We start from the raw sequence: 26,028 nt of genomic DNA, 5'->3' as shown, positions 1-26,028 counted from the left end.
GCTGGTCGCCGGCCGCAGCGGCGCGGTGGAGCTGGCCCAGCGCTGGTGCGCCGACGAGCACGCCGCCCTGCGCCTGCGCTTCGCCGCAGACCTCGCATTGGCCCAAGCCAGCGGTGGTGGCTTGACCGATGCGGAGCGATTGCACAAGCTGGGGGCCTGGTTCGACGCCGCCAACCGTACCCGCGATCTGCTGCGCACTACCGTGCGTGCCGACCTGGCGGTGGTGGAATTGTTGTTGGCCTGGAACAAGGTCAACGAGCGGCACGCAAAGGGGAATAGATAAATGAGCGCCACCAACGCCCGTCAGGGCATCCTGTCGCTGGCCGTCAAGGACAAGGCGTCGCTGTACAGCGCCTACATGCCGTTCATCAAGAACGGCGGCATCTTCGTGCCCACGCCCAAGCGTTACTTCCTGGGCGACGAGGTCTTCCTGCTGCTGACGCTGCCTGACAGCAGCGAGCGCCTGCCCGTGGCCGGCAAAGTGGTGTGGGTGACCCCGGCCGGAGCCCAGGGCAACCGCGCCGCCGGCATCGGCGTGCAGCTGGCCGACGGCCAGGAAGGCGAGAACGTGCGCAACAAGATCGAGACCGCACTGGCCGGCACGCTGAACTCGGACAAGCCCACGCATACGATGTGAAGGCGATTGTAAAAAAGCGTTGACGGCCTCGAAATCCGCCCTATAATGAGCGGCTCAGCAACACACCGGGCGGTTAGCTCAGCGGTAGAGCATTGCCTTCACACGGCAAGGGTCACAGGTTCGATCCCTGTACCGCCCACCATGTTGCGGAAACTAAGAAAGCCGACCTTCTGGGTCGGCTTTTTTGTTGCCAATAAGGTTGGAAGATTCACGACTTGCTAAGTTGCGAGCGGACTGGTAACCATGTAGTTGTCCAGTAGATGGGGCTTGTCCATGGAATGGGATACGTTGGAGCAAAAGGGCTGGCAAGAGCTTCCCAATGTCAACTCCGTTTCGGATCTTCAGCGTCTGGCTACGCGGCTCAACTTAGCCCCTGTGGGCGAACCGACTGAATTGCGCCCACTTTCTGGCGATCAGGCTAAGGGCCATTCATTCAGCGCCAGGTGCGGAACTCTTAGCTTTCCCCTCCATACGGATGCGGCCTATTGGAACTTGCCCCCGCGCTATCTCCTAATGTGGAGCGTTGATAGCTCGCCGATTCCCACCTTAGTTCTAGGGGCTGTTGAGCGCGCGGACTATATTCCATTGGAGCTCTTAGCGCGCTCCATCTTCTCAATTAAGACCGTGGCAGGCAGCCTCTATGGGGGGCTCGGACTTAGCGAACATCATTGTGGCTACCTTCGATACGACCCGTTTAGGATGAAGCCGGAAAATCGGTACGCGGTCCAGCTCCAGTCCATTCTTCATAAGCCTCCGATGGACTTGCTCTGCGAAGTGCGCTGGACAGGGGGTATGGCTGTTGTGATAGATAATTGGCGCTGTTTGCATGGGCGAAGCGCAGTTTCCTTCGGTCATGAGAACCGCCTAATCCATCGAATATACGTTGGAGGTCGGAAACAATGAGCTGGAGCAAGCAGGCGCTTTGGACAAAGGCTGTGCTTTTTATGGGGAGGGCAGCGGCAGAAGACAGGGAGGGGCAGGTCTATCCGCTTTGGGCCGCTATGGGATTAGAAATCCTTGCGCGCGCCGCTGTATCCAATGTCAGTCCTCTTCTTCTTGCGGACCCAGAGAGAGATCATCGAAATACTCTATACGCGCTTGGCTTTGGGGGTGTTGCACCCAAGTCCATAGGTACCGTCCAAGTGCTCTCCCTCTGCAAAACGCTTATCGCAGGATTCACGGAGGAAGAGTATAAGGTGGCCTCGTCACTGGCTGGGCGACGAAATGAAGAACTCCACAGTGGGGAGGCTGCGTTCGCAACATTCCCGGTGCAATCATGGTTGCCAGGATTCTTTCGATGCTGTCTGGTGTTGTCTGAATCTATGGGTGAGAGCCTCGATTCACTGTTGGGCGTCGATGAGGCCAAGGAAGCTAGAGAAGTTCTTGGGGACTCAGAGCAAAATATAATGGCTGCGGTTAAGGCTAGCATCGCCGCGCACGCAAAAGTATTCACGGAGAAGGACGCTGATGAACGTGCGAAACTCAGCGCGCAAGCGCAAAAGTTAGGGGATGATTTGTCCCATCAAGGGCACCACAGGGTGAAGTGCCCTGCATGTGATTCAGTGGCTGTGGTTCAAGGCGAGGATGTGGGGAGGCAGCGAGTCGAGCACGGCGAAAATGGAATAACAGTCCGACAGGCAGTTCTTCCGACCAGATTTTCCTGTGTGGCCTGCGGGCTAAAGCTGAACGGCTATCAAGCGCTGAGAGCTGCGGGTGTGGCGGACCATTTTACGAGGAAGACTTCTTTTAGCCCGCAAGATTATTATGAGTTGATAGATCCTGAGGATGAAGACGCTATGCATGAGTACGTTAAAAACTATGCTGATCGTCACGATTACTACGAGTTCAATAACGATTGATTCTTTTCATTGCGTGGTGGAGCTAGGGCAGATCGGTGTAGTGGTTTTCGAGAAGCCTCGCGTCACTGCTCACGCAATTCTTGCACGTTGAGGGAGTGGGGTGATTATGAGTCTCGGAATAATGGAGCAGCTGACTCACAGCACTGTGAGGATTGAAACGGAACTGCGTGGCGGAGGAGTGTCAACGGGGACCGGGTTCTTTATGAATTTTATGCGGAATGGCAATAACTGTGTGCCGGTTATCGTCACTAATAAGCATGTTATTCGGAACTCGGAAGTCGGGCGATTTCACGTTACATTGGCGACGGATGCTGGGTTGCCAAGTAGGGGGCAGCATCAGCAGTTCCAATTCCCTGGGTTTGAGGGAATGTGCATCAATCACCCCGATCCCGCCGTTGATCTTGCAGCATTTCCAATCGGTCCCATACTGAATGATGCGCAACAGCGCGGAGTTCCGCTTTTCTATGTGCCACTAGATGTCAGTTTGATTCCTGGCGAAGAGGAACGTGAAGGATATTCGTCGATGGAGGATGTCGTCATGATCGGTTACCCCAACGGAATATGGGACGAAGTCAATAATCTGCCTATCATCCGCAAGGGGATTACGGCGTCGCATCCTGGTGTTGCATGGAACGGAAAGCGTGAGTTCCTAACTGATATAGCGAGTTTCCCCGGTTCCAGTGGGTCTCCGGTGTTTCTTGCTAATTTGGGTGGGTACATGGATAAGGCGGGGAACACATTCATGGGTTCCCACAGAATTCGTTTGCTGGGTGTGCACTATGCGGGGGCATTGCATACTGCCTCTGGTCAAATCAGGATCGTTACCGCGCCAACTTCGAACGTCCCAGTTCCAATTACACAGATTCCGAACAACATAGGGGTTGCAATTAACTCGCTGGAGGTTTTGGGCCTTGAGAGGGAAGTCGAGAGGATGGTGGGGGGGCACAAACAAACTGATGGTGCAAGCGTCTAGCCTCTACATGCAAATCTGAACTGTTTGGCGGAAGCCATCGCATCTCCCTCCTGGAATTACATCGCCCCCGCCGCAGGGTGGGGGCTTCTTGTTGGTTGACTGATCTGACAAGGATAGACCCGGCTGGCGGATCCGGCATTGTTCGCAATACCGGTACCGCCAACCGGGGCGGCTACTACTTCAATCTGACGGATTCATGTGCCGCAGCATGATGCAGTCCTTCTTCCACTCGATAGCCAGTCGACTGCCAACCTCCCATCCGACTCGAGTCATCCACATGCCACGCAGCCAGAGGCTCGGAATGCGATTGCTGGCGAGATTGCGCTTGCCAGTGGGGTCTTGGATCGCGACGACCCGAAGCGTCTCTGGCTTGGTGAAGTAGAGCCGGCCGCCCTTGGGCTTCTTGTCGGAATTGTCGTTGTTCGATGAATCTGTCATGTGCAACCTCTTAGAGTGAAGTCTCCATCGCCGAAATGGCGATGGAGTCGGGAGGTTGATATCCGCACGGATGACGGCATGACGTATTCCCCGGGGGTGTTCTATTTCGCCACCCTCCCGACGTTTAACGCCTCACTCTTGATCATCCGCGGAGATATCAGCTCCTTGGGGCACACTCTGCACAACAGATCGTGCGATCTGAAAACCGCACTTTTTCAACGATACTCGACGCCGGAAGTCTGACGCCAGCGAGGCGACGCAATCGAACCGGAATTCGTCTCGTTCTCTGTGATTTCGCGATGTACGTCACGCCCGTTCGCTTCCGCGTCATAGACTTGTCGCGAAGAAGTTGCCATCCACGACAACGGGCCTAGTTGACGCGATTGGCAACAGGTGCGGGTGTGGCTTATTCCCAGTACCGAGCATGGCAGATGCGGTTGGGTCTTCTGACCGAGAAATCGATCGGAGTGCGGGAAGAGGTGACACTGCGAGCGCTGCGTATGATCCAAATCCGTTCTTAGCCGATCCACTGTTCAAGCAGGCGTTGGCTGGGTTGGACAAGCTTCGGCCCGGCACCGGCATGTATGTGGATGACGCGGGCAAGGAGAATCTGGCTGCGGCGCTGGCCGCGAAGGCGCGTTCGCAGACGCCGCCGCTTCCGGAGATCCATGATGTGCTCCGTGGGGCCAATGGCGACAACCTGTTCGCTGTATGAAAGAACCCGGGCAATGAGCAGCACATGCTGCGGGTTCACGTGGCTGTGGATGAGGTCGTGAAACAGCCCGCAGAGCAGAGCCTGCGGGCGTTGGCGTCTCGTGCAGACCAGCAGGAGACGGTGCGGCTGGATGAGGTTGAATTGGAGCGTGGCGCTGTGCGGATGGGGTAGGGGAAGAGCAGCCGGGCATGGCCCGGCTCTACACTTGATTCTCTGAATCTGGAGGCATCGCCGGTGAGCGGTGAATTGTTATGAATAACGTCACGTCATTGGTGCCCGTGCATCCGGGCAAGTATCTGGTCGAGAAGTACATGGACCCGTTAGGCATCTCTGTCGATGAGTTGGCAACGGATCTCAGAATTTCGCCTGCGCTTGTTTCGGACATCATGGCGGGGCGTAAGGGTATTACCGTTGACACTGCAATGCGTCTTGGGCGGTACTTCAGAACTACATCTATGTTCTGGATGAAAATGCAAGGCGATTACGACATACACGCTGCGCGCATCAAGTATGCGGAATCGATTGCGCGGATTCGTCCGATGAAAGGGCGGGAGAGGGCTTCTGCAGACGTTCTTAAGTTTCGTTCTTAGATGGGCTTAGGGTTGCCGCGCCGGATGGTGATTGCGCCGAGAGCAGCCGGGCAAGCCCGGCTCTACGGGATTTCTGGTGGACCGGATTGTGCGAATGATCCGGTGACGCCGGTTCACCCCATCCTTGGACCCTGGCGGGTCTGCTCGTCCCTCTGCTGCTGTTCTTGCGTCTGCGTCTGCGCCTGTGCCAGTTGCTGCGTGCGGTCCTGCGCCTGCGCATCCCGGTTCTGGTTGGCCGCTGCGTACTGTTGCTCTGGCACTGCTGCCAGTGCTTCCTGGGTCGGCATATGTGCCCGGTTCGCGGCCGGGTCCGGCGAGGCTCCCGGTCCGGAGCGCATCACGAACAGCGTGGTGCCGGCGGCGCGGGTTTCGGTGGCTTCATTCAAGGCCATGTCCACCTTGTCGCCGGGCTTGAATCCGGCTTCGGTCGCTAATCGGTAGGCACTGGCCAGCAGGCGGTCGCTGCTCTGGTCCCACGCCTTGTTGTGCCTCTCATCCAGCTTGGCGACAGAAGAGCGCAACTGCTCCACCAGCCCGGCGTCTTCCGGGCGTGGGGCCATGCTGTGGCGGCGGTCCACTTCGGGGCGGTCGGGCGGGGCGGGCTGCGCGGCACCGCTCTGCGCACGTGCCTGCGCAATCTCCGCTGGCGTCGTGACCGACACCGTCTCCATCCGCTCGTCATCCTTGCCGGCCAGGGTGGCCAGTGAGCCATCCTTCTGCACCTGCAGCATGAAGGTGCTGGAACCGGGCAGGTCGCGTGCGTGGTCCTGGGTAACAGCGGCCACGGCCGCATCAATCTCCTCTGCATTGCGCGCAATGCCGGCGCGTCGGTAGGCGTCCACCACCTGGCCGCGCAGGCCGTACTCGGTGGGTGTGGGGTTGGCGCGGGCAATGTCGGCCATGGAGGTCAGCTCCTGCACACCCGCCTGCTGGCTCTGGCGCGTGCGGTTGAGCTCCTCGATGATGTTGCCTTCGGCCGGGTTGGTGCCGTACACCCAACCCGGGGTCTGCCACTGTCCGTTGGCGTCCTGGGTGTACTTCTCACCGTTGGACGCCATCAGGGGTTGCACCCGGGTCTGCGCGTTGGTGATCACCTCAGGCACAGGCTCGATACTGGAAAAATCGTGCCAACCGTATTGGTTGAACGCCACCTGGTAGCGGCCTGCCAGTGCCTCGGGCGTATTGGCGGCGTTCTGGGCAATGATGCGTTGCGATTCCAGCTCCAGCTGGCCAGCCTTTTCGGGGCTGACCGCTACGGCGCGATCGATGGGGATGCGCCCGTCAATCGTCTCGTGGATGGAGAGGTTCCATTCGCCATTCTGCGGATTTCGCACATAGTGGCGGCTGGTTTCAAACGGCTCACGTGGCGGTGTGTTGTCGCCGCTTGCATCCAGCTTGAACGGGTTCTGCGGCTTGGGCAGGTTGGCCATGCCGAGCGAATACGAGTCGTTGGCGGCCTTGTAGTTCAGCTCATCCACCAATCGGCCGCCGGCCACCACGGTCGTGTCGCGGTAGCTGCCGTCAGGCTGCGGCGTGCGCACGCTGCGGCTCCAGTTACCGTTGGCATCTTCCGGGTCGCGGCTCCATTCATTGCCGCTGCGGTCCACCTGGGTGTAAACGGCTTTCTTGTCCTGGTACTGGGCCCAGTACTCACCAGCAAAGCCGCCGGCCACGCCGCCCACCAGGCCGGTGACCACTGCGCCGGGGCCGGTCCATGATCCGGTGAGGGCCCCATAGCCCGCGCCCAGCAGGAAGCCGCCGCCAAATCCGCCCACGGTGCGACCAACGAAGTGGGTGCCGGCAGACATCGCGCCTGCATCGTTGCCTTCGCTACGCAGTTCGGCCACGCGGTGACCGGTGATGGCGAAGTCCACGGCCAGGGCTGCCACGCCCGCGACGCCGAGTACCCGTGCGCCGGTGATCTGCCCGCGCGTAGCGACGGCTTCGGCGGCACCTTCAGCAGCACCGGTTCGGCCTGCGGTGCCGGCGAGTTCTGGAGCCGTAGGCGTGGGAGCCGGACGCGCAATGGTGAGCGGCATTTCCGGGTTGAGCGCGGTGCGCACGCGTAAGGCGGTTGGCTCGGTCAGTGGCAGACGGCCGCCCTGATTGGCCTCTTCGATTGCGGTGGCTAAGGATGCGCGGCCGCCCCAACGCTCGCTCAGGGTGGAGTTGCCGGGCTGGTCGATGGCATCCAGCGCCAGTTTTACGTTGGCCTCGGATTGGGTAACACCGCGCCAGCGTAGCTCGGCTGGGTTGAGGGTTTTCTGCTCGGCAATCTGCGCCGCATGGGTGCGCTCGTAGCCGTCGAGGTCGGCGAAGAAAGTGCGGACCTTGGCGTTGGCCTCGGCCGGGGTCATGCCCTCGGGTGTGTTGGTGACCAGGTCGCCGTTGATGATGCCGGCGCGCATCGTTTCAGTAAGCGTTTCGACCTTGGTTGCCAAGCGCTGCAAGGCCAAGGCTTGCTGTTCAGGCGTCGCGGTCTGCTTACCCATGGCGACCCTGCCTTCAGGCGTGTTTTCTATTTCCTGCAGTGCCTGCCTGAGCTGAGCCGAATAGTCACCTAATGGGCCGCCGGGATGAGGAGAAATGCCCATCTTCGCGGCCAGCGCCTGGTCGGCCGGCAGATTGATGATGTTGCCGGCACCATGGAGTTCAAAATGTCCGGCCTTGGCGAGCGTGCGCAGCATGAGATTCCTCTCATACAACGCCTGCTCGATCAGATGGTGTCCTTGGAAAACCGGTGTGTCAGGCATCGGCGAAACTCCCGCTCAGAAGTCCGTTTCAAGGGTGGTTTGGCTACAGTGCTGAGGCGTCCTGAAGTTCGACGCCGGTGAGGTTTGCACGGGTAAGAGCATCAAACATCACCCGGTCACAGATCGGATCAATACCGCTGTGGGACTGACGGAAGATATGCGCGCCGGCAACAACATCTTTCTTGAAGACCAGTGAGGCACCGCCGAGGATGCTGTAAAACGGCTCTTCCTCGCCGGTAATGAAATTGTGCTCCGTCTTCACTTTCACCCGGGAAGCGGGCACATCCAGCGCATCCAGCGTACGGATTACATTACAGAAATAGTACTGCGGGCCTGGGGTGCCATCGGCCAGAGTGAACTCGCAAGCGGCGAATGCAAATGCCTCCGGGTCAACAACGTCGAACACATCCTTGAGCGCCTGCGAGACGACCCAGATGCCGCCGAGTTCTTCAAAGTCACGCGGCATGCCGCCCTTCTCCGGCACGTGCACCAGGTGTGGCCGCTCCGCATACTGCTTCGCATCCCCCGTCGGCGGGGCAGCGACATACATGCCCGCGGTGATGAGCTTATCTTCGTTGGCGATTTCCAGGCCAGGAAACTGGCCGTTACCCCAGAAGCTCGATCTGAGTACGAAGAACTCGCCTTGATGAGATCCGGTTTCAACCGAAACGGGTATGGCAGTCTGCTCGTTCATGGGCTTCCATCATGGATGCGGGGGTAGAGCGCTGTGCTCGGGCTGGACGCCTAGGCAGGCTGATCGTATCTGGGGTCAGGGGGCTGGGACAAGTTTCATCAAAGCTCGCGGGGAGATGTGACCGGGTCCTGCAACCGTAGTTTGACGCGGCGTCTGGGCCAGTCTGAAACTCAGCCCCGGGACGCTAACGTCAAGTGTGTAGTCTGTAATGAAATGCTCCATGTATCTTCCCAGCCTCGATGAAGGGAATTCGAAAGGGGCGAAGGTGAATTCGTACCACCCACAACGTGCACCAACGCCTCCGGCCGTCGAGCAGGCCGGCATCCGTGTGGCTCACGCAGGCAGTGTGCTGTCCTCGCGCGTCGTTTCGTTTGATGTGGACAGCGGTACAGTTCCGCTGATCCTGCTCCGTAACTGGCGGCTCAACCGAATGGAACTTCGTCCCGGGGCCAGAATTCGCATTGACGCCAGCGTTGGTCGGATTGTGATCACGCTGGTTGGTGCGACGGCACCATCATCTGAGTCGATGCCAACCAACTTCCGCAGGTACCAGCACGAGCGGCCACGCCGTTGTAGAGACGCGCCATGCGCGTCTGCTGCACGCAAGTTCACCCAACCACATCACCACATGGGTCAAGGTGGGGGCCTGGAACAAGAGGAACCCCCATGACCCAGGTATTCATCGTAGGCGGCGCAGGCAAGATCGGTCGCCGCCTCGCCCAACAGCTCCACGCACGCGGCCACCGCGCACCGTCTCTGCACCGCACGCCCGATCAGGCCGCCGAGCTGCAACAGCTCGGCGCATTCCCAGTGCTGGGCAATCTGCTCGAACTCGACGAAGCGACGCTGGCAGAGCTCATGGCAAGCTCCGATGTAGTGGTCTTCACCGCCGGCGCAGGCGGCAAAGGCGGCCCGGAAATGACCAACGCCATTGATGGGCGGGGCCTGGAGCTGGCCGTCGCAGCCGCCCGTCGCGCCAACGTCCGCCGCTTCCTGCTGGTCTCGGCCTTCCCCGAAGCCGGACGCGGCCGTCAGGTCTCCGAAACGTTCGAGAACTACATGGCGGTCAAGAAGCACGCCGACGTGCATCTGGCCGAGAGTGACCTGGACTGGGTGATCCTGCGCCCCGGTACGCTGGTCGACACCGCCGGAACGGGCAGGGTGCGCGCGGGACTGGCCATTCCCTATGGCAATGTGCCGCGCGACGACGTAGCCGCTACCCTGGTGGCGCTGATCGAAACGCCAGCGGTCAGCCGCGTGATAATCGAGCTGACCGAAGGAGATACGCCGGCAATCGAGGCGCTGGTACCGTTCGTGTAATACGTTGTGCCGTCACACCCCGGGCTGGATCCAGCAGGCATACTCGGTTTACACGCCCGGCCTGGGTCCAGTGAGGGTTCCACGATGCGATCCCCGTTGCTGCTGTCCTGTACGTATCTGCTGTTGTTCGCGGCGGCCGTATCGCCCGCATCTGCGTCCCATCATGACCGCGGCGACGGCGGACCATTGCCCACCGAGGTCACCTGCGAGTCCAACGACCAGCGTCAGGTCTCCTGTGACATGGATACGCGCGGCGCTGTGGAGATTTCCCGTCAGCTCAGCCGTACCCGCTGCGTGGAGGGGCAGAACTGGGGGCTGGCGAAACACTCGGTGTGGGTCAGTGAGGGATGCCGCGCCACGTTCCGCAACGTCTCCAAGGTGGCGTCCTTTGCGCCGGCGGGCGACACCGCGCTGGGCTCCTGCAACGTCCGCAAGGGCGCACAGGGCACCTTGGTCACCCAGGTGCCGGTGGGCACTGACTACCAGGAACTGATTGTGGATTACCCGGACGGCCGCTTCATGTGCATGTTGCGCAACAACGGACAGGTGCAGAGCCTCACCCCGTTGAAGCGTCGCTAGCCGACCTCCATCAGGCCGCATCGGAGCAGGGTCGGCTAATCCCACGTAGTGCCACGCCCTGCGTGGCAACCTCACACAGTTTGATCACCCTTCAGCCGGACAGGCCAGCGCAATGCCTCGATCACCAACGCAAACGCTGGCGAATGCTGCTTCCTGCTCGGGTAATAGAGGTGGTATCCCGGGAACGGCGGGCACCAATCCTGCAGCACACGCACCAGTTGGCCGTTCTCCAGGTATGGCGAGAACTCCTCTTCCGGCAGGAAAGTGATGCCCAGTCCGTCCAGCGCGGCCAGCACCATGTGCGGTGAACTGTTGAACACGGCCTGGCCTTCCACCCGGACATTCACCAGCCGGCCTTTGCGCTCGAATTCCCACACATACAGTCCGCCGGTGGTGGGGAAGCGGATGTTGATGCAATTGTGCTGGGTCAGGTCGGCCGGCACCTTGGGCATGGGGTGCTGGCTGAAGTAGGCGGGTGAGGCCACCGCCGCCATTCGCAGCTTCGGCCCGATGGGCAGCGCCACCATGTCCTTGTCGATGCTCTCACCCAGCCGTACACCTGCGTCGAAGCGGTCGGCCACGATGTCGCGCAGCCCATAGTTGATGTCGAACTCGATGTTCACATCCGGGTACTGATGCATCAGCGGCAGCAGACGGGGCAGCAGCACGGTGCGTAGTACATGGTCGCCGCAGGTGATGCGCACCGAGCCAGCCGGCTTGTCACGCAGTTCGGTCAGTGCGTCCAGTTCGGCTTCAATGTCGTCAAAGCGGGTACCAATGGCCAGAAGCAACCGCTCGCCGGCCGGAGTGGCGCTGACGCTGCGGGTGGTGCGGGTCAGCAGTCGGATCTGCAGGCGTTCTTCCAATGCCTTGATCGCTTGGCTCAGGGCGGACTGGGAAACGCCCAGCATCGCGCCGGCGCGAGTGAAGCTGCCCTCCCGGGCCACGGTGACAAACGCCAGCAGGTCATTGAGGTTGCGTCGGGCCATGCGCGCAGTGTCGCACCATCCATTGATTAGTGAAACTAATAAGCCCTAGAACAACTGATTGGCTAATCATGGCAATCCGGCGCCGGCACACTGGCACCATCTCCCCCATACCGGATACCCCGATGAAGAAGGCAGTGCTTGCCGCCGCGTTGATGGCGGCCTCAACACTGGCCATGGGCCAGGACCTCTCCCACGGGGCAGACAACTTCTACCGCAGCGAGCGGGTCAGTCTGGAAAGGGTCAGCTTCCCCAACCAGTACCAGATGAAGGTGGTGGGCAATCTTTACCTGCCGAAGAACCGCAAGCCGGGCGTGAAGTACCCGGCCATCGTGGTCGGCCACCCGATGGGCGCGGTGAAGGAGCAGAGCTCCAATCTGTACGCGCAGAAGCTGGCTGAGCAGGGCTTCGTCACCGTGGCGATTGACCTGTCCTATTGGGGCGAAAGCCAGGGCGCACCGCGCCACCTGGTTGCACCGGAGATCTACACCGACGACTTCAGCGCTGCGGTGGATTACCTCAGCGCCCAGTCATTCGTTGATGCGGACCGCATCGGCGGACTGGGCATCTGTGGCAGCGGCAGCTTCGTCATCAGCGCGGCCAAGATCGACCCGCGCATCCAGGCGGTGGCTACGGTCAGCATGTACGACATGGGTGCGGCCGCACGCAACGGCCTGAACCGCTCGCAGTCGCTGGCGCAGCGCAAGGCGATGATCGCCGCCGCCACGCAGCAGCGTTTTGCGGAGTTCACCGGTGCCGACGCGCAGTACGTACCAGGGACGGTCAATGAGCTGACTGCTGACACCCCACAGATCCAGCGCGAGTTCTTTGACTTCTATCGCACCCCCCGTGGTGCCTATGCCGCGGCGGGCGAGCAGCCGGAACACACCACCCAGCCGTTGTTCAGCAGTCTGGTGAAGTTCCTCAACTTCTACCCGTTCAACGATATCGAGACCATCTCGCCGCGTCCGATGCTGTTCATCAGCGGCGACCAGGCGCACTCGCGAGAGTTCAGCGAAGACGCGTACCAGCGCGCAGGCGAGCCGAAGGAACTGTATTGGGTGAAAGACGCCGGCCACGTCGACCTTTACGACCGGGCCGGCTTGATTCCGTTCAACAAGCTCACCGGATTCTTCCAGAAGAACCTGGCAGCGAAGTGAGCGAACGTGTCTGAGTCCAATCCCATGCCCGCCCATTGGGGCGGCGTGTTCGCGATGACGCTGTGCGTGTTCGCGCTGATTGCATCGGAGTTCATGCCGGTCAGCCTGCTCACGCCGATGGCAGCAGATCTGCGGGTCAGTGAGGGCTGGACCGGATATGGCATTGCCATTTCCGGTGCGTTCGCGGTGCTCACCAGTCTGTCCATCGCCCGGCTGGTGGGCACGCTTGATCGCAAAGTCGTGTTGTTACTGCTCACCGCATTGATGGCAATGTCTGGCCTGGTGGTGGCGTTGGCTCCCAGCTATGTGGTGTACATGCTGGGGCGCGCGCTCATCGGGGTGGTCATTGGCGGCTTCTGGTCGTTGTCGGCGGCGACCGCGATGCGACTGGTGCCTCCGGCACAGGTGCCGCGCGCGCTTGCAGTTTTCAATGGTGGCAATGCGCTGGCCACGGTGATTGCCGCACCGTTGGGCAGCTATCTGGGCGCGGTAATCGGCTGGCGCGGAGCTTTCCTGTGTCTCTTGCCCTTGGTTGGCATTGCGCTGGTGTGGCAGGGGCTCAGCTTGCCCCGCATGGTCGCGCAGGCGGTTGGCCCTCGCCCCAGCGTGCTGGGCTTGCTGCGCCGGAGGCTTGTGCTGCTGGGCATGACCGCCTGTGCTGCGTTCTTCATGGGTCAATTCGCACTGTTCACCTATGTGCGTCCGTTCCTGGAAACGGTGACGCATGCTGGTGCCAGTATGCTGCCGTGGATGCTGCTGGGCATCGGCGTGGGCGGCTTCCTGGGCACGGTGGTCATCGGTGTATTCATCCGCCGCGGTCTCTACCGCACGCTGGTGGTGCTGCCGCTGTTGATGGCGGTCATCGCGGTGGCGCTGATCCCCCTTGGCGCGAAGCCCTGGCCGGTGGCGATGCTGCTGGCCGCCTGGGGGTTCTTCGCCACCGCCGCCCCGGTAGGCTGGTGGAGTTGGCTGGCACGCACGCTCACTGAAGATGCGGAAGCCGGTGGCGGGCTGATGGTGGCGGTGGTGCAGTGTGCCATCGCGCTGGGTTCCACCATGGGCGGGCTGTTGTTTGACCGCTTCGGCTTTGCCATCACCTTTATGGCCAGTGCGGCAGTGCTGCTGTGCGCCGCGGCGCTGGCCGGATTGACGGCTGTTGAAGCCAGTCCCCCGCCGCAGCAGATCGTCCAGACCGGCGAAATGGTGTAATGGGGGCCCAGACAGGAGCGTGATCTTCATGGCAGACCCCTACAACAGCGGCATTCCCAGTACGGCCGCCCCGCAGTTGAACGATTCCATGGTGACCACGGCCTTCGAGCTGCCGGGCTACCGCATCGCCCGCAACCTGGGCGTGGTGCGTGGCATCACCGTGCGCTCCCGCTCCATCGTGGGCAACTTCCTCGGCGGCATCCAGACCATCTTCGGCGGCAACATCACCATCTACACCGAGCTGTGCGAACAGGCTCGCGAGGAAACCTACCGCGACATGGCCCGCCATGCGCGCCAGCTGGGGGCGAACGCCATCATCGGCATGCGCTACGACGCTACGGATGTGATGACCGGGCTGACCGAAGTGCTGTGCTACGGCACGGCGGTGGTGGTGGAGCCGGTGCGCTGAGATGGCCGATGTGGCCGCCTACGTACTGGGCGTGGAAGAGAGCAGAGCGGTCGCGCTGCTCTCTTCGGAACTGGGTGCGCTGATCTGCGAGGACGGGAATCCAGATAGCTTCCGCATCTATGCCGCCGGTGCGGTCACGGTGGTGGTCATTCCCAGCGAAGGCGTGCTGGAAATCTGGGTGCACCACAGCAAGGCGTGGTCATCCTCGCCCGCATTCGCGCGGTTCCTTGCTGCTGGGCTGGGCTGTACGGTCCGCTGTGACCCCGGTGCGGAGGCACCGGGTATCGACCCATATTCCGACGCGCTTCTTGAAATTGACCGCGAGGGCGAGCGCATCGTCACCCTGACGTGATCGGACACGCATGGCGTGTCCCTACGTAATGACGCACCATGCCCGTACGGGAGTATTTCAGCGCGTCCGCTTCACCCAGGCCCGCACCACCAGCCCGATCAGGCCGGCAAAGACCACCCAGGACACGACGTCATAGACGCCGTTACCCAGCAGGGCGCTCACCAGCCCCACCACGCTGATCAACGCAATCCAGGCCGGTGCGGTGAACGGGCTGCCGGTCGGCGGCGTAGGGCGGCTCATGCGGCACCTCCGGTCTTTTCGGCGCGCTCGATCTCGGTCACCCGTGCCTCGGTGCTGCCGCGCTTGAACCACAGGTACAGGCCGCTGATCAGCACCAGAATGGTCAGCAGGTCCAGAATCGCCCACAGGATCTTCAGCGGCAGGCCGCCGTAGTTGCCGAAGTGCAGCGGCTGGCTGAGCAGCAGCACGGTCATGTAGACCGGCAATTGCGGTTGAGCGGTCAGCTCGCCGGTGACGGCGTCGATCAGCACCGGGCGGTACATGCGTTCGGTCAGCGGGGTGTTGCCCTGCATGAACACGCCGTAGTGATGATCACCGCTGTAGCCGGTGCCCGGGAAGCTGACAAAGGCCGGCCGCATGTCCGGCTCGGCGGCGCGCGCGGTGGCCACGGCGGCGTCCAGCGAGGCCAGGGTGGTGGGACGCGGCTGGCCCGCGTAGCGGGCGGCGAACTCACCCAGCTGCTGGCTCTGCCACGCGGTTTCGAGCGGTTTTGCGATGGTGTTGATGGCCCCGGTGATACCCACCACCAGGGCCCAGCCCAGGGTGACCACGCCAATCACGTTGTGCAGGTCCAGCCAGGCCAGGCGGCGGCTGCGCCCGGTGCGCAGGGTGCCGAAACGCTGCCGGCGCATGAAGGGGCCGTACAGCACCAGGCCGGAGATGATCGCCACCGCGAACAACAGGCCCATCGCGCCCATGAACAGCAGGCCGGGCAGGCCGACGAACAGATCCGTATGCAGGCGCAGCAGGAAATACATCACGCCTTCGTTGAACTGCGGTGCCGGCACCACGTCACCGCTGCTGGCGTGCAGTAGCGCGGTTTTCATCTGCGGCGGCGGGGTGTCCACGCGCTCACCGGTGTTGACGTAGACGGTGTGGCCTTCCCAGTCCCAGCCGATGAACAGCGGCACGTTGCCGGGGTACTGCGCGAGCGCGGTGTTGACCTGGTCATCCAGGTTGCGCGGCGGCGCGGTGTCCTGCGGGTGTTCGACGTGCGGTTCGCTGAGGTGGTCGATTTCCTCGGCGAAGATCAGCGGCAGGCCAGTGAGGCACAACAGCAGCAGGAAGGCGGTGCAGATCAGGCTGGTCCATTTGTGGATCAGGAACCAGGCTTTGATGGTGGTGCGTTGCATTTGGGTCTCTGGCGAAGGCTGGAGAGGGATTGCGGTGGTGCGGGGTGAATCGCGAACGGCAGCCGGGCAAGCCCGGCTCTACGGGTGTGATCGCTGCAACGATCAGAACCGATAACTGATCGTCCCGGTCACCGTACGCGGGTTGCCGGTGAAGCAGTCACCGAAATTCCGGCACGGCGCGTAGTACTTCTTGTCGGAAAGGTTGGTGATGTTCAACGCCATGGTCCAATCCACCACCTGGATCTCAAACAGCGCATCCACCAGCGTGTAGCTGGGGGTACGGATGAAACCGCCGTAGCCCAGCGACTGGCTGTTGCCCACATAGCGGCCACCGAGGCCGACGCGCAGGCGTGACACGTCGTCAATCTGGAAGCCCTTGGCCAGCCACAGCGACGCCAGCTCCTGCGGGGTGTCGTTGAGGCGCTGGTTCACTTCCATCTCGAAGTTGCTCTTGGTCACCTTGGCGCGGTTGCGCGCATACGCGGCGGTCAGGGTGATGTCCTGGGCAAACGCGAACTGGCCTTCCAGCTCCACGCCCTTGGACTCGATCTCACCGGTCTGGATCACGTTGAGCACGTTGTCCGGGTCGTTGGTCTGGCGGTTGGTCTCGGTGATGCGGTACGCCGACGCGGTCACCAGCACGTTTTCCACCGGCTGCCACTTGATGCCGCCTTCCCACTGGTCGCCTTCCATCGGCTTGAACGCGCGGCCGTACAGGTCCTGGCCGGTCACCGGCAGGAACGACTCGCTGTAGCTGATGTAGGGCGAAACGCCCGCGCCGATCTCGCCGATCAGACCGGCGCGGAAGGTGGTGGCGTTGTCGGTCTGGCTGGGCAGGCCCTCGGTCTTGCTGCGCGCATGGTCGCGGCGTGCGCCGAGCACCAGCGACACGCGGTCGGCCCAGCGGATCTGGTCCTGCACGTACACGCCCAACTGGGTGGTGCGCTGGTCGGGCAGGCGGTTCCAGCCGTTGATGACAATGCCAGTGGAGACGGGATTGTAGATGTCGATCGGCGTGGGGGTGGCATCCAGCTGCAGCGATTCCTCGCGGTAATCGCTGTAGTCCACGCCGGCCAGCAGCAGGTGCTGGAGTGGGCCGGTGGCGAAGTCGAACTGCAGGGCATTGTCGCTGGTCAGCGAACGCACGTCCGGGCGCACGCCATAGGCGTTGCGGTTCACCAGGCGCTTGTCGGCGTCAATGAACGGGTCCAGCGGGTTGGTATAGGTGTCCGGGTACAGCTCGCGGAACTCGGTCTTGCCGTCCAGGTAACGCACGGCCGAGCGCAGGCTCACGGTGTCGTTGAAACGGTGGTCGAACAGCGCGGTGACGCTGTACACGCGCGAATCCAGCTTGTCGAAGTCCTTGTCGCCCAGGAAGGTGCCGGGGTCCAGGCGCGGCATGCCGGGGGCTGCGTTCAAGGTGGCCACCACCGGCAGGAACTGCTGGCTGGAGGCGGTCTTGTCGTGCTGGTAACTGGTGAGCAGGGTGAAGGTGGTGCTCTCGCCACGCCAGCTCAGCGAGGGGGCGATGTAGATGCGGTCATCGTCGATCTCATCGGTCTGCATGCCGGCATTGCGGACCAGGCCGACCACGCGGCCAGCCACGGTGCCGGCGTCATTCAAGCTGCCGCCCACGTCGGCCTGGAACTGCTTGCGGTCGAAGTTGCCCAGCTGCACCCCGACCGCACCGCCGATGTCGGTGAAGGTGGGGCGCTTGGTCATGGCATTGATGATGCCGCCGGTGGCACCGGCTCCATACAGCACCGAAGAAGGACCCCGCAGCACTTCCACGCGTTCCAGCCCGTACACCTCGGTGCGGGCCAGCGGGCTGAAGCCGTAGCTGCGGCGCAGGCCGTCCACGTACTGCACCGGGTCCAGGCCGCGCACGGTGCTGCCGTCGCTGCGGGTGTCCAGGCCGTAGGCATCGGCGGTCACGCCGGCGCTGTAGCGCAGGGTTTCCTGCAGGTTGCGGGCACCGCGGTCGGTGAACAGCTCGCTGCTGACCACGCTGATCGCCTGCGGGGTCTGGGTCAGCGGGGTGTCGGTCTTGGTCGCGGTGCTGGCCCGGTTGGCCACCACGGTGACTTCGTCCAGCGTCCGGGCGTCCTGGGCCTGGGCCAGGGCGCTGGCCAGCAGGGTGGGAACCACTAACAGCAGGGCACGGCGACGCGGCAGGGCGGTCATGGCGGCATTCCAAGGGTGAGGGCCGGAATTATCGGGACCCGACCACGGCAACGCAAATGAGTCTCAGGTGCTGGCTGCGACGCACTCTTGAATCGAACGAAGGGCGACCCGCTGTTTTTGTAGAGCCGGGCTTGCCCGGCTCATGGCAAACGGGATCCCGCCAGCCGGGCAAGCCCGGCTCTACGTTCGCGTTTCATCCAGCTGCCACATCCCCTGCACGGGGCTTTCCCGCCGCCCTGCGTAGGGTAGGACGTCCCCGAACCCCACCGGAGACGCCGCCATGAATGTCCTGCAGACCGCCGCCCGCACCATGCGCAACGGCCTTGAGGAGATGGCGGCCCTGCTGGTCGGCGAGCGCGCCGACGATCTGCGCGCTGACGACACCGCTGCCCCGGGCGTGGGCATTCCCATGCCGCGCCGCCTGCCGCTGCGCCGCCCCCGGGTGAACGCGCGCAAGGGCATGGCCCCCTGGCAGAAGGTGGGCACCGCCCGCAGGTAACGCCTCTGCCGCCCGCGCCGGCATCGCCACCCATGTCACGTACACGTCCGTTATGGCTAACTAGCGCCTATTCAACTGACGGATCGATGCGTGAAGACAGCAGGACGGTGGGGACTGGCAGGGATCATGCTGGTGGCGGCGTTATGGGTGGCAGGCATGTTGGCGTATCAGCTGCCGGGACCGGGTTGGGTCCGGGGCGTGGCGCTGGTGGCATGGGGCGTGTTCGCCTTGATCACCATCCTGGCCGTGGCACGGGCGCGCGCTGGCCGCTGGCCGGGTGCGCTGTTCGCCGCCGTACTGGTCGCGACCGGCCTGTGGTGGCTGCTGCTCAGCCCCCGCCAGGATCGGGAATGGGCCGATGATGTTGCCCAACGCCTGAAAGTGGTGTCGTTCGATGGCCAGCACGTGGTGCTGGACAACGTGCGCAACTTCACCTGGCGCACCGACGACGACCATGACGTGCGCTGGGAACGGCGCGAGTACGATCTGGACCAGCTGCGTTCGGCCGACCTCGTCCTGTCCTACTGGATGGGGCCGATGATTGCCCACACGCTGGTCAGCTTCGGTTTCGAGGACGGTCGGCAGCTGGTGTTCTCGCTGGAGATCCGCAAGGAGCGCGGCGAGAGCTTCTCCGCACTGGGCGGGTTTTTCCGCAAGTTCGAAATGACCCTGGTGGCGGCGGAAGAAACCGATATCGTCAAGGTGCGCAGCAACGTGCGCGGCGAGGATGTCTATCTGTATCGCCTGAAAGGCATGACCCGCGAGCAGCTCAAGGGTCTGTTCGTGTCCTACCTGGGCGAGGCCCGCAAACTGGACGCCACGCCGGCGTTCTACAACACGCTGACCAGCAACTGCACCACCATCGTGTATGAGCTGGCCAAGCAGATCGCCCCGGGTCTGCCACTCGATTACCGCCTGCTGGTGTCGGGCTATTTCGCCGAATACGCGCGTGACCTGGGCGTGCTCACGCCCGGGGTGGACTTTGCCACCTTGAAAGCGCGTGGCCGCATCACTGACCGTGCGCGCGCGGCCGGCGACGACCCGGCATTCTCACGGTTGATCCGGGTGGGCATGCCGGGCGTTGAGCCGGAGACCGGCCGATGAGCGTCGCCTTCCGTCGCCTCGGGCCGCTGTTTGCGGCCATGGCCCTGCTGCTGACCAGCGGCTGCGCCATGGTCACCATGAAGCAGGTCGCGCCCACCGAGTACCTGGCCAACAAGCGGGGTGACGTGCTGACCAGCGGTGACTTCAGCGCCGCTTCGCGGGAAACCCTCAGCGTGATCGGGTTGAACGAGGACCAGTGCGAAAAGGACATCGTCACCTGCGAGAAAACACTCAAAAGCACGATTGACGTGCCCGAGGAACAGCGCCTGTCTGCGTTGTCCGAACTATGGGTGAAGAACGCACTCGCACTCAGCCCCAAACCCAAGGACCGGGATAAGCATCCCATGTCCGACGCGGCGCTGGATGCCTGGCTGGAGGCGGCGCGTTACGCGTATGCCTATCTGTTCTTCAGCGGGCGCACGCCGTCGCAACGGGCCTTCGAGGATCGCCAGACCCAGGTGCGCGATTACTACAACTACGCTGCCGAGCAGACCGCCGCTGTGGTGTTCAAGCGCAGCCGCGAAAGCGCGCTGGAAGGCGAGGATTACAACGCCGCCGTGGAAGGGGAGCGCTGGACGCTCACCTCCGACTTCGACCAGCTGCGCCTGACCAGCATTCCCACGAGCATGGCCCCGGCCTCGTCGCTGAGCTTTGCCGGCCTGCGCAGCACCTATCGCCGGGACGGTTTCGGGGCCGAGCTGGTGGTGCTGATGGACCCGCCCAAGCTGGTGGCCCCGCCGCCGGGCGAGAAGGCCGAGATTCCGCAGTACAGCGAAATGTCGGCGATCAACGCGACCGCGCTGCTGAAGTTCAAGGGCAACAGCCTGCAGGAGGTGCTGGACACCACCCAGGTGCTGTTCGATGTGTACTCGCCGGAGTCCACGGAAAGCGTGGAGCTGCACGGCGAAAAGGTGCCGCTGGCTGGCAATTTCACCGCCGCGTACGGCATGTGGCTGGCGCAGAGCGGCTTTGCCACGCAGTCGCTGCGCACCCTGTTCGGCATGAGCGAAGGCATCGCCGAACCGCACATGTACCTGATGCAGCCGTGGGATCCCAATCGACGCATCATCTTCATGCTGCATGGGCTGGGCAGCAGCCCGGAGGCGTGGGTCAACGTGGCCAATGAGATCCTGGGCGACCCGGAGCTGCGCCAGCACTTCCAGGTGTGGCAGGTCTATTACCCGACCAACGCGCCGATCGCGCTGAACCGCTACGAGATCGACCAGGCGTTCAACAACACGCTGCGCCATTTCGACCCGGATGGCACGTCGCGCGCATCGAAGGACATGGTGTTCATCGGCCACAGCATGGGCGGTGTGCTGGCGCGGCTGCTGTTGAGCGATTCCGGCGAGGTGCTGTGGAACGACCTGCTGGCCAACTACAACCTGAAGGGTGAGCGGTTGAAGCGCGTGCAGGCCAAGCTCGGGCCGCTGCTGCACTTCGATGCCGAACCCAACGTGGAGCGCGCGATCTTCATCGCCGCCCCGCACAAGGGCACGGATATCGCCGGCAACCGGTTCGGGCGGCTGATCGGGCGGCTGGTGCGTCTGCCGATCACCCTGCTGGGCAAGTTCGAGGACGTGTTCCAGACCCTGCAGCAGGCCGAAGCGCAGTCAGCGCAGCCGAAGAAGCTGGTCATTCCCAACAGCATCGACAACCTCAAGGCCGACGACCCGTTCGTGAAGGCATCGAGCGCGTTGCCGATCCGTCCGGGGCTGAAGTATCACTCCATCATCGCCCAGCGCAAACCCGAGGTGCCGCTGGAACAATCGGATGACGGGCTGGTGCCTTACTGGAGCGCGCATCTTCCTGGCGCGTTGTCGGAGAAGGTGATCATTTCCGGGCACAGCGTGCAGGAAACCCCGCAGGCGGTGCTGGAAATCCGCCGCATCCTGCGCGAGGACCTGGAAGAGGTGGGGGACTGACCTTACACCCGCCGCGCCACCACCACACTCAGCGCGGCCAACCCCAGCATCACGCCAAAGATCAGCAGATACCCCAGCACCACATCAACCCCCAGCATCATCGCAAACACCGATCCCGACACCGCCAGCGTCGTCGCCACCGCCAACGCCTCACTCAGCTGCAATGCCGAGCTGTTTGCCCCTTGCTGCGCCGGCGGCGACAACGACAAGGTCAGCACCGACAGGCTGGGGTAGATCAACCCCATCCCAAGGCCTGTCAGCGTCCAGCCGCCCAGCGCCAGCCACAGCGGCACGCCCGGCTGCAACGCCAGCGCGGTGGCAATGATCCCGGCGCACATCAGCAGCGCGCCGGCATGCAGCAACTGCCGCCGCGACCAGCCCTGGCCCTGATGGCCCTGGAACCAGCTGCCGCTGAACCAGCCGAGGGCCCCCAGGCTGAGCGCCACACCGGCCAGCAGCGGGCTCAATCCGCGCTCCCGTTGCAGCAGCAGTGGCAGGAACGCCTCGCAGCCGAAGAACGCCGACGCCGCGATGCCACGCAGCGCAATCACACTGGGCAGGCCACGCTGCAACTGCAGGGTACCAACCGGCAGCAGTTTCCAGCTGCACAGCAGCAGCGCCAGGGTGGCCGGCAGCATCAACGCTGCGGCGACAAACCCCGTCTGCTGGCCACCGACGTACAACAGCAACGCGGCCAGTGCCGCACCTGCGGCCCAGCGCACCACGGGATTCCCGGAAGTTGCCGCCTGCGCGCGCGTCTGCACCTGCCGCAGGGCCGGGCGCAGCAACCATGCCGCCGGTAACGCCAGCAGCGGCACACCCAGGAATACCCAACGCCAGCCCAGGTGCTGCACGATCAGGCCGCTGATCGCCGGCCCGACCAGCGAAGGCACCACCCAGCCAGCCGAGAACGCCGCAAACACGCGAGGGCGCAGCGCTTCGGGGTAGCAGCGTCCGACCAGCACATACAGCGACACCGAAATGGCACCCGCACCCAGCCCCTGCAGCAGCCGACCCAGCACCAGCACCGGCATGTGCTGGGCCAGCCCCGCCACCAGCAGGCCGGCAATGAAGCAGGCCAGACCGAGCCACAGCGGACGTGCAGGACCCTGCTGGTCGCTCCAGCGCCCGGCCAGGGTCATGCCGATCACACTGGTGGCGAGCGTGCCGCCAAAGGCCAGGGCATACAGGCGCAGGCCGTCCAGGGCATTGGCCACGGTCGGCATGGCCGCAGCGACGGCAAGCGCCTCGAACGCATGCAGCGAGACCAGTGCCACCATGCCCAGCGTGGTGGCGCGGTAACGCGGCGAAAGAATGGAGTCCCCGGCAGGGGCGGTGACAGCGGACAAGGGTTCAGACGACATGGCAATCCAGAAAATCAGAGGCAGCGGCGCTTGCGATGTGCGCCGAGGTCACGCAGGATCACACCTTAACCATGGTTGAGGTCAAGGCGTGATCGCCCAGGAACTGAGTGTAGGTGAGGTGGCGCGCCGCAGCGGGGTCGCAGTGTCGGCGTTGCACTTCTACGAGCGCAAGGGCCTGATTCACAGCCTGCGTACCGCGGGCAACCAGCGCCGCTACAGCCGCGAGGTGCTGCGGCGGCTGGCGGTGATCCGGGTGGCCCAGCGGGTGGGGCTGCCGCTGGAGGCGGTGGCCAATGCGTTTGCGGCGTTGCCGGAAAACAAGACGCCGACAAAGGCCGAATGGGCGCGGATGTCGGCGCTGTGGAAGGACGAGCTGGACCAGCGCATCGAGCAGTTGCGGTTGCTGCGCGATCAGTTGACCGACTGTATTGGCTGCGGGTGTCTTTCGTTGAAGAAGTGCCGCCTGGCCAATCCGGGGGATGCGCTGGGCGAGCAGGGTGAGGGGGCCCAGCGCTGGGGGTGAGTGATCACCACACGGTGATCACCTGCCCACTCTGCACGCCCTCCACACTGCGCTGGTACGCCAACGCCGCGCGCTGCGCACTCACCGGTTCAAACCCCGGGAAATACGCACCGTAGTCGTCCATCGACTCCACCAGTACGTTCGGGCTCACCACATTGATGCGCAGCCCGCGCGGCAGCAGGTCGAACGCGGCCGCACGCACAAATCCCTCCAGCGCGGCATTCACCGCCGCGGCGTTCACCCCGTCGCGGATCGGCTGCGCACTGACGATGCCACTGGTGAGCGTGATGGAGCCGCCGCTACGCAGATGATGCTGCGCCGTCAGGGCCAGCCGCACCTGCCCCAGCAGCTTGTCCTGCAGGCCCAGATTGAACTGCGCCGGGGTCATGTCGGTAATCGGCCCGAAGTGCAGCCGGCCGGTCGCAGCCACCACCGCGTCCAGCGGCCCGGTCTGCGCGAACAGGGCCTGCACGCTGGCATCGTCGGTCAGATCCACCTGCACGTCACCGCTGTGGCGGCCGGCGCGGATCAGTTCGTGGTGCACGCCCAGCGTGCTGGCGACGGCCTGGCCCAGGGTGCCACTGGCACCGACTACAAGAATCTTCATCTGCGCTGCTCCAATCAGGGACTGCCTGCAGTCTGCAGCATCCGCTGTGTGGATCTGGTTGCAGCGGGCTCATCCACCGGACCGTAGCGCCACGCCCTGCGTGGCTTCGACCCGGTTGGGCATGGCGCAGCCACGCAGGGCGTGGCTCTACGCACGGGATCAGGCCATCATCATGGAATCAGGCCATCATTATGACGCCTTTTCGGACAACGCCTTGCCACGCGCCGTGGCCGCGTCAATCGCCCGCGCCACGATCGCTTCAAACCCGTCCCCCTGGAACGACTCGATCGCCGCCTGGGTGGTGCCGTTCGGCGAGGTCACCCGGCGGCGCAGCTCCGCGGGTGCTTCACCGGACTCGTCCAGCATGCGGCTGGCCCCCAGCAGGGTCTGCACCACCAGCGTGTGCGCGGCCTCCGCCGACAAGCCCTGAGCCTGGGCCGCCGCTTCCATCGCCTCAGCCAGCAGGAACACATAGGCCGGGCCACTGCCGGATACGCCGGTCACCGCATCCATTTTCGCTTCATCCTCGATCCACACCGTGCGACCGGCGGTGGCCAGCACCTGGTCGGCCTGCGCACGTTGCGCTTCGCTGACCTCCGGGGTGGCAAACAGGCCGGTGACACCGGCACCCAGCAGGGCGGGCGTGTTCGGCATCGCGCGGACCACTGCGCCATGCTCGCCCAGCCAGCGCTGCAACTGGGCGCTGGTGATGCCGGCGGCGATGGAGACCACCAGCGGCGAATGCCGGGCGGCGAGGTCGGCCAGGTCGCCGCACACCTGCGACATCACCTGCGGTTTCACCGCCAACACCCACACACCGCCCTGTGCGGCCGCCTCAGCAGCGCTGGCGTAGGTCTTCACCCCGAAATCGGTGCTCAGTGCATCGCGCAGTTCGGCCACCGGCTCGGCAACATGGATGTGTGCCGGCGCGGTGCCCTGGCGGACCAGCCCGGCGATCAGGCTGCGGGCCATGTTGCCGCCGCCGATGAAGGTAATGGAATGAGTGTTCATGAAGTCGTCCAATGTAGAGCCGGGCTTGCCCGGCTGCGTTTCAACAATCAATGCCGCGCACCAAACAAGGCCGACCCCACCCGCACCATCGTCGCCCCATGGGCAATGGCCTCCGCGTAATCAGCGCTCATGCCCATGGACAGGGTATCGACCTGCGGGTACTGCACGGCCAGCGCGTCAAACAGCCCGCGCATGCGTTCAAACGCCTGCGCACGACGTTCGGCCTCCGGCCAGGGCGCGGGAATGGCCATCAACCCGCGCAGGCGCAGGCGCGGCTGTTCGGCGATCAGCGCCGCCAGCTGCGGCACCTGGTCCGGCGTACAGCCGTGCTTGCTGCCTTCGTCGTCGATGTTGACCTGGATCAGCACGTTCAGCGCGTCGCGATCAGCCGCCCGGTGCGCGGCCAGCGCCGCTACCAGCTTGGCCCGGTCCACGCTCTGCACCCAGTCGAAGTGGCGCGCGGCCAGTTCGGCCTTGTTCGACTGCAGGTGGCCGATCAGGTGCCACTCCAGCCCGATTGTGACCAGTTGCTCAATCTTGGCCACGGCCTCCTGGACGTAGTTTTCGCCGAACGCGCGCTGCCCCTGCGCGGCCAGGGCCGCCACCGCAGAGGCCGGCTGGGTCTTGGAAACCGCCAGCAGCAAGGGATCTGGCCGCCCGGCGGCCGATGCCGCGTTGTGCAGGTTCAGCAGAAGGGTCGAGAGGGGCAGGGCGGACACGATGGCTTTCCGGTAGTTCAGGAAGGCTATACTGCCGACCGGGGA

26 protein-coding genes, 1 tRNA gene and 1 pseudogene are annotated in these 26,028 nt (G+C 63.5%); 17 read left to right on the top strand and 11 right to left on the bottom strand.

Annotation, left to right across the window (positions count from 1 at the left end):
- From RT551_RS12120 to RT551_RS12100, 5 genes and pseudogenes are all read left to right on the top strand, one after another.
- Window positions 1–283 (top strand): annotated as a pseudogene (locus RT551_RS12120) (DNA polymerase III subunit delta'); the annotation flags it as partial.
- Window positions 284–637, top strand: a complete 354-nt coding sequence (locus tag RT551_RS12115; RefSeq protein ID WP_311190376.1) for a PilZ domain-containing protein — start codon at window positions 284–286, stop codon at window positions 635–637.
- A 67-nt stretch (window positions 638–704) separates the two neighbouring features.
- Window positions 705–779 (top strand) — tRNA-Val (locus RT551_RS12110).
- Window positions 780–1,536: 757 nt separating this feature from the next.
- Window positions 1,537–2,496 carry a hypothetical protein gene (locus RT551_RS12105; RefSeq protein ID WP_313458960.1) on the top strand — a complete coding sequence of 320 codons (960 nt, stop codon included), beginning with the start codon at window positions 1,537–1,539 and terminating at the stop codon, window positions 2,494–2,496.
- 121 nt (window positions 2,497–2,617) lie between these two features.
- Window positions 2,618–3,469 (top strand): serine protease, encoded by an 852-nt coding sequence (locus RT551_RS12100; RefSeq protein WP_313458958.1) that lies wholly within the window; start codon window positions 2,618–2,620, stop codon window positions 3,467–3,469.
- Between the two features lie 180 nt (window positions 3,470–3,649).
- Here the strand turns inward: RT551_RS12100 and RT551_RS12095 are convergent, their stop codons facing one another.
- On the bottom strand, window positions 3,650–3,907 hold the full coding sequence (locus RT551_RS12095) for a hypothetical protein (protein ID WP_313458955.1): 258 nt from the start codon (window positions 3,905–3,907) through the stop codon (window positions 3,650–3,652).
- Between the two features lie 424 nt (window positions 3,908–4,331).
- On the opposite strand from RT551_RS12095, the gene RT551_RS12090 reads away from it, so the two are divergent.
- Both RT551_RS12090 and RT551_RS12085 read left to right on the top strand, forming a co-directional pair.
- Complete coding sequence (locus tag RT551_RS12090; protein ID WP_313458952.1) at window positions 4,332–4,622, top strand: XVIPCD domain-containing protein; 291 nt, start codon at window positions 4,332–4,334, stop codon at window positions 4,620–4,622.
- A 251-nt stretch (window positions 4,623–4,873) separates the two neighbouring features.
- Window positions 4,874–5,212, top strand: coding sequence for a HigA family addiction module antitoxin (locus RT551_RS12085; RefSeq protein WP_313458949.1), 339 nt, complete (start codon window positions 4,874–4,876; stop codon window positions 5,210–5,212).
- A 113-nt stretch (window positions 5,213–5,325) separates the two neighbouring features.
- Here RT551_RS12085 and RT551_RS12080 read toward each other — a convergent pair whose 3' ends face one another.
- Entirely contained in the window at window positions 5,326–7,965 is a 2,640-nt protein-coding gene (locus tag RT551_RS12080) for an XVIPCD domain-containing protein (RefSeq protein WP_313458946.1), read from the bottom strand.
- 43 nt (window positions 7,966–8,008) lie between these two features.
- On the bottom strand, window positions 8,009–8,659 hold the full coding sequence (locus RT551_RS12075; protein WP_313458943.1) for a DUF1629 domain-containing protein: 651 nt from the start codon (window positions 8,657–8,659) through the stop codon (window positions 8,009–8,011).
- Window positions 8,660–9,325: 666 nt separating this feature from the next.
- On the opposite strand from RT551_RS12075, the gene RT551_RS12070 reads away from it, so the two are divergent.
- Window positions 9,326–9,979 (top strand): NAD(P)H-binding protein, encoded by a 654-nt coding sequence (locus RT551_RS12070; protein ID WP_313458940.1) that lies wholly within the window; start codon window positions 9,326–9,328, stop codon window positions 9,977–9,979.
- A gap of 84 nt (window positions 9,980–10,063) precedes the next feature.
- Window positions 10,064–10,558 (top strand): DUF3011 domain-containing protein, encoded by a 495-nt coding sequence (locus RT551_RS12065; protein WP_313458937.1) that lies wholly within the window; start codon window positions 10,064–10,066, stop codon window positions 10,556–10,558.
- A gap of 71 nt (window positions 10,559–10,629) precedes the next feature.
- Here RT551_RS12065 and RT551_RS12060 read toward each other — a convergent pair whose 3' ends face one another.
- A complete protein-coding gene (locus RT551_RS12060) occupies window positions 10,630–11,547 on the bottom strand; it encodes a LysR family transcriptional regulator (RefSeq protein WP_313458935.1) in 918 nt (305 codons plus the stop codon).
- Between the two features lie 122 nt (window positions 11,548–11,669).
- Here RT551_RS12060 and RT551_RS12055 point away from each other — a divergent pair, with 122 nt between their 5' ends.
- Genes RT551_RS12055 through RT551_RS12040 form a run of 4 tightly spaced genes read left to right on the top strand, consistent with a single transcriptional unit; the run spans window position 11,670 to window position 14,674 of the window.
- Window positions 11,670–12,704 (top strand): alpha/beta hydrolase, encoded by a 1,035-nt coding sequence (locus tag RT551_RS12055; protein ID WP_313458933.1) that lies wholly within the window; start codon window positions 11,670–11,672, stop codon window positions 12,702–12,704.
- Window positions 12,705–12,728: 24 nt separating this feature from the next.
- Window positions 12,729–13,913 carry an MFS transporter gene (locus RT551_RS12050; RefSeq protein WP_313458931.1) on the top strand — a complete coding sequence of 395 codons (1,185 nt, stop codon included), beginning with the start codon at window positions 12,729–12,731 and terminating at the stop codon, window positions 13,911–13,913.
- 28 nt (window positions 13,914–13,941) lie between these two features.
- Window positions 13,942–14,322, top strand: a complete 381-nt coding sequence (locus RT551_RS12045) for a YbjQ family protein (RefSeq protein WP_313458929.1) — start codon at window positions 13,942–13,944, stop codon at window positions 14,320–14,322.
- Between the two features lies 1 nt (window position 14,323).
- Entirely contained in the window at window positions 14,324–14,674 is a 351-nt protein-coding gene (locus RT551_RS12040) for a hypothetical protein (RefSeq protein WP_313458926.1), read from the top strand.
- A 57-nt stretch (window positions 14,675–14,731) separates the two neighbouring features.
- Here RT551_RS12040 and RT551_RS12035 read toward each other — a convergent pair whose 3' ends face one another.
- From RT551_RS12035 to RT551_RS12025, 3 genes are all read right to left on the bottom strand, one after another.
- Window positions 14,732–14,914 (bottom strand): hypothetical protein, encoded by a 183-nt coding sequence (locus tag RT551_RS12035; RefSeq protein WP_313458924.1) that lies wholly within the window; start codon window positions 14,912–14,914, stop codon window positions 14,732–14,734.
- Entirely contained in the window at window positions 14,911–16,047 is a 1,137-nt protein-coding gene (locus tag RT551_RS12030; RefSeq protein WP_313458922.1) for a PepSY-associated TM helix domain-containing protein, read from the bottom strand. Before RT551_RS12030 ends, RT551_RS12035 begins: the two co-directional genes overlap by 4 nt.
- Window positions 16,048–16,149: 102 nt before the next feature.
- A complete protein-coding gene (locus tag RT551_RS12025; RefSeq protein ID WP_313458919.1) occupies window positions 16,150–18,231 on the bottom strand; it encodes a TonB-dependent siderophore receptor in 2,082 nt (693 codons plus the stop codon).
- Between the two features lie 280 nt (window positions 18,232–18,511).
- Between RT551_RS12025 and RT551_RS12020 the strand changes: the two genes are divergently transcribed.
- From RT551_RS12020 to RT551_RS12010, 3 genes are all read left to right on the top strand, one after another.
- On the top strand, window positions 18,512–18,730 hold the full coding sequence (locus RT551_RS12020; protein WP_313458916.1) for a hypothetical protein: 219 nt from the start codon (window positions 18,512–18,514) through the stop codon (window positions 18,728–18,730).
- Between the two features lie 126 nt (window positions 18,731–18,856).
- Window positions 18,857–19,834, top strand: coding sequence for a DUF4105 domain-containing protein (locus RT551_RS12015; RefSeq protein WP_313458969.1), 978 nt, complete (start codon window positions 18,857–18,859; stop codon window positions 19,832–19,834).
- Window positions 19,831–21,759, top strand: coding sequence for an alpha/beta fold hydrolase (locus RT551_RS12010; protein ID WP_313458914.1), 1,929 nt, complete (start codon window positions 19,831–19,833; stop codon window positions 21,757–21,759). Before RT551_RS12015 ends, RT551_RS12010 begins: the two co-directional genes overlap by 4 nt.
- 2 nt (window positions 21,760–21,761) lie before the next feature.
- Here the strand turns inward: RT551_RS12010 and RT551_RS12005 are convergent, their stop codons facing one another.
- Window positions 21,762–23,123 carry an MFS transporter gene (locus tag RT551_RS12005; protein ID WP_313458911.1) on the bottom strand — a complete coding sequence of 454 codons (1,362 nt, stop codon included), beginning with the start codon at window positions 23,121–23,123 and terminating at the stop codon, window positions 21,762–21,764.
- 91 nt (window positions 23,124–23,214) lie between these two features.
- Between RT551_RS12005 and soxR the strand changes: the two genes are divergently transcribed.
- A complete protein-coding gene (gene soxR, locus RT551_RS12000; protein WP_311193774.1) occupies window positions 23,215–23,646 on the top strand; it encodes a redox-sensitive transcriptional activator SoxR in 432 nt (143 codons plus the stop codon).
- A 4-nt stretch (window positions 23,647–23,650) separates the two neighbouring features.
- On the opposite strand, the gene RT551_RS11995 is transcribed toward soxR, so the two are convergent.
- The 3 genes from RT551_RS11995 to RT551_RS11985 form a co-directional block, all read right to left on the bottom strand.
- Window positions 23,651–24,253 (bottom strand): short chain dehydrogenase, encoded by a 603-nt coding sequence (locus RT551_RS11995; RefSeq protein ID WP_313458908.1) that lies wholly within the window; start codon window positions 24,251–24,253, stop codon window positions 23,651–23,653.
- 189 nt (window positions 24,254–24,442) lie between these two features.
- Window positions 24,443–25,264, bottom strand: coding sequence for a pyrroline-5-carboxylate reductase (proC, locus tag RT551_RS11990; protein WP_313458905.1), 822 nt, complete (start codon window positions 25,262–25,264; stop codon window positions 24,443–24,445).
- 47 nt (window positions 25,265–25,311) lie between these two features.
- Window positions 25,312–25,983, bottom strand: a complete 672-nt coding sequence (locus RT551_RS11985; protein WP_313458902.1) for a YggS family pyridoxal phosphate-dependent enzyme — start codon at window positions 25,981–25,983, stop codon at window positions 25,312–25,314.
- Window positions 25,984–26,028: the final 45 nt, after the last annotated feature.

This window comes from Stenotrophomonas sp., from assembly GCF_032103445.1.
Classification (GTDB): domain Bacteria; phylum Pseudomonadota; class Gammaproteobacteria; order Xanthomonadales; family Xanthomonadaceae; genus Stenotrophomonas.
This window is presented reverse-complemented; position numbering and strand designations above follow the sequence as displayed.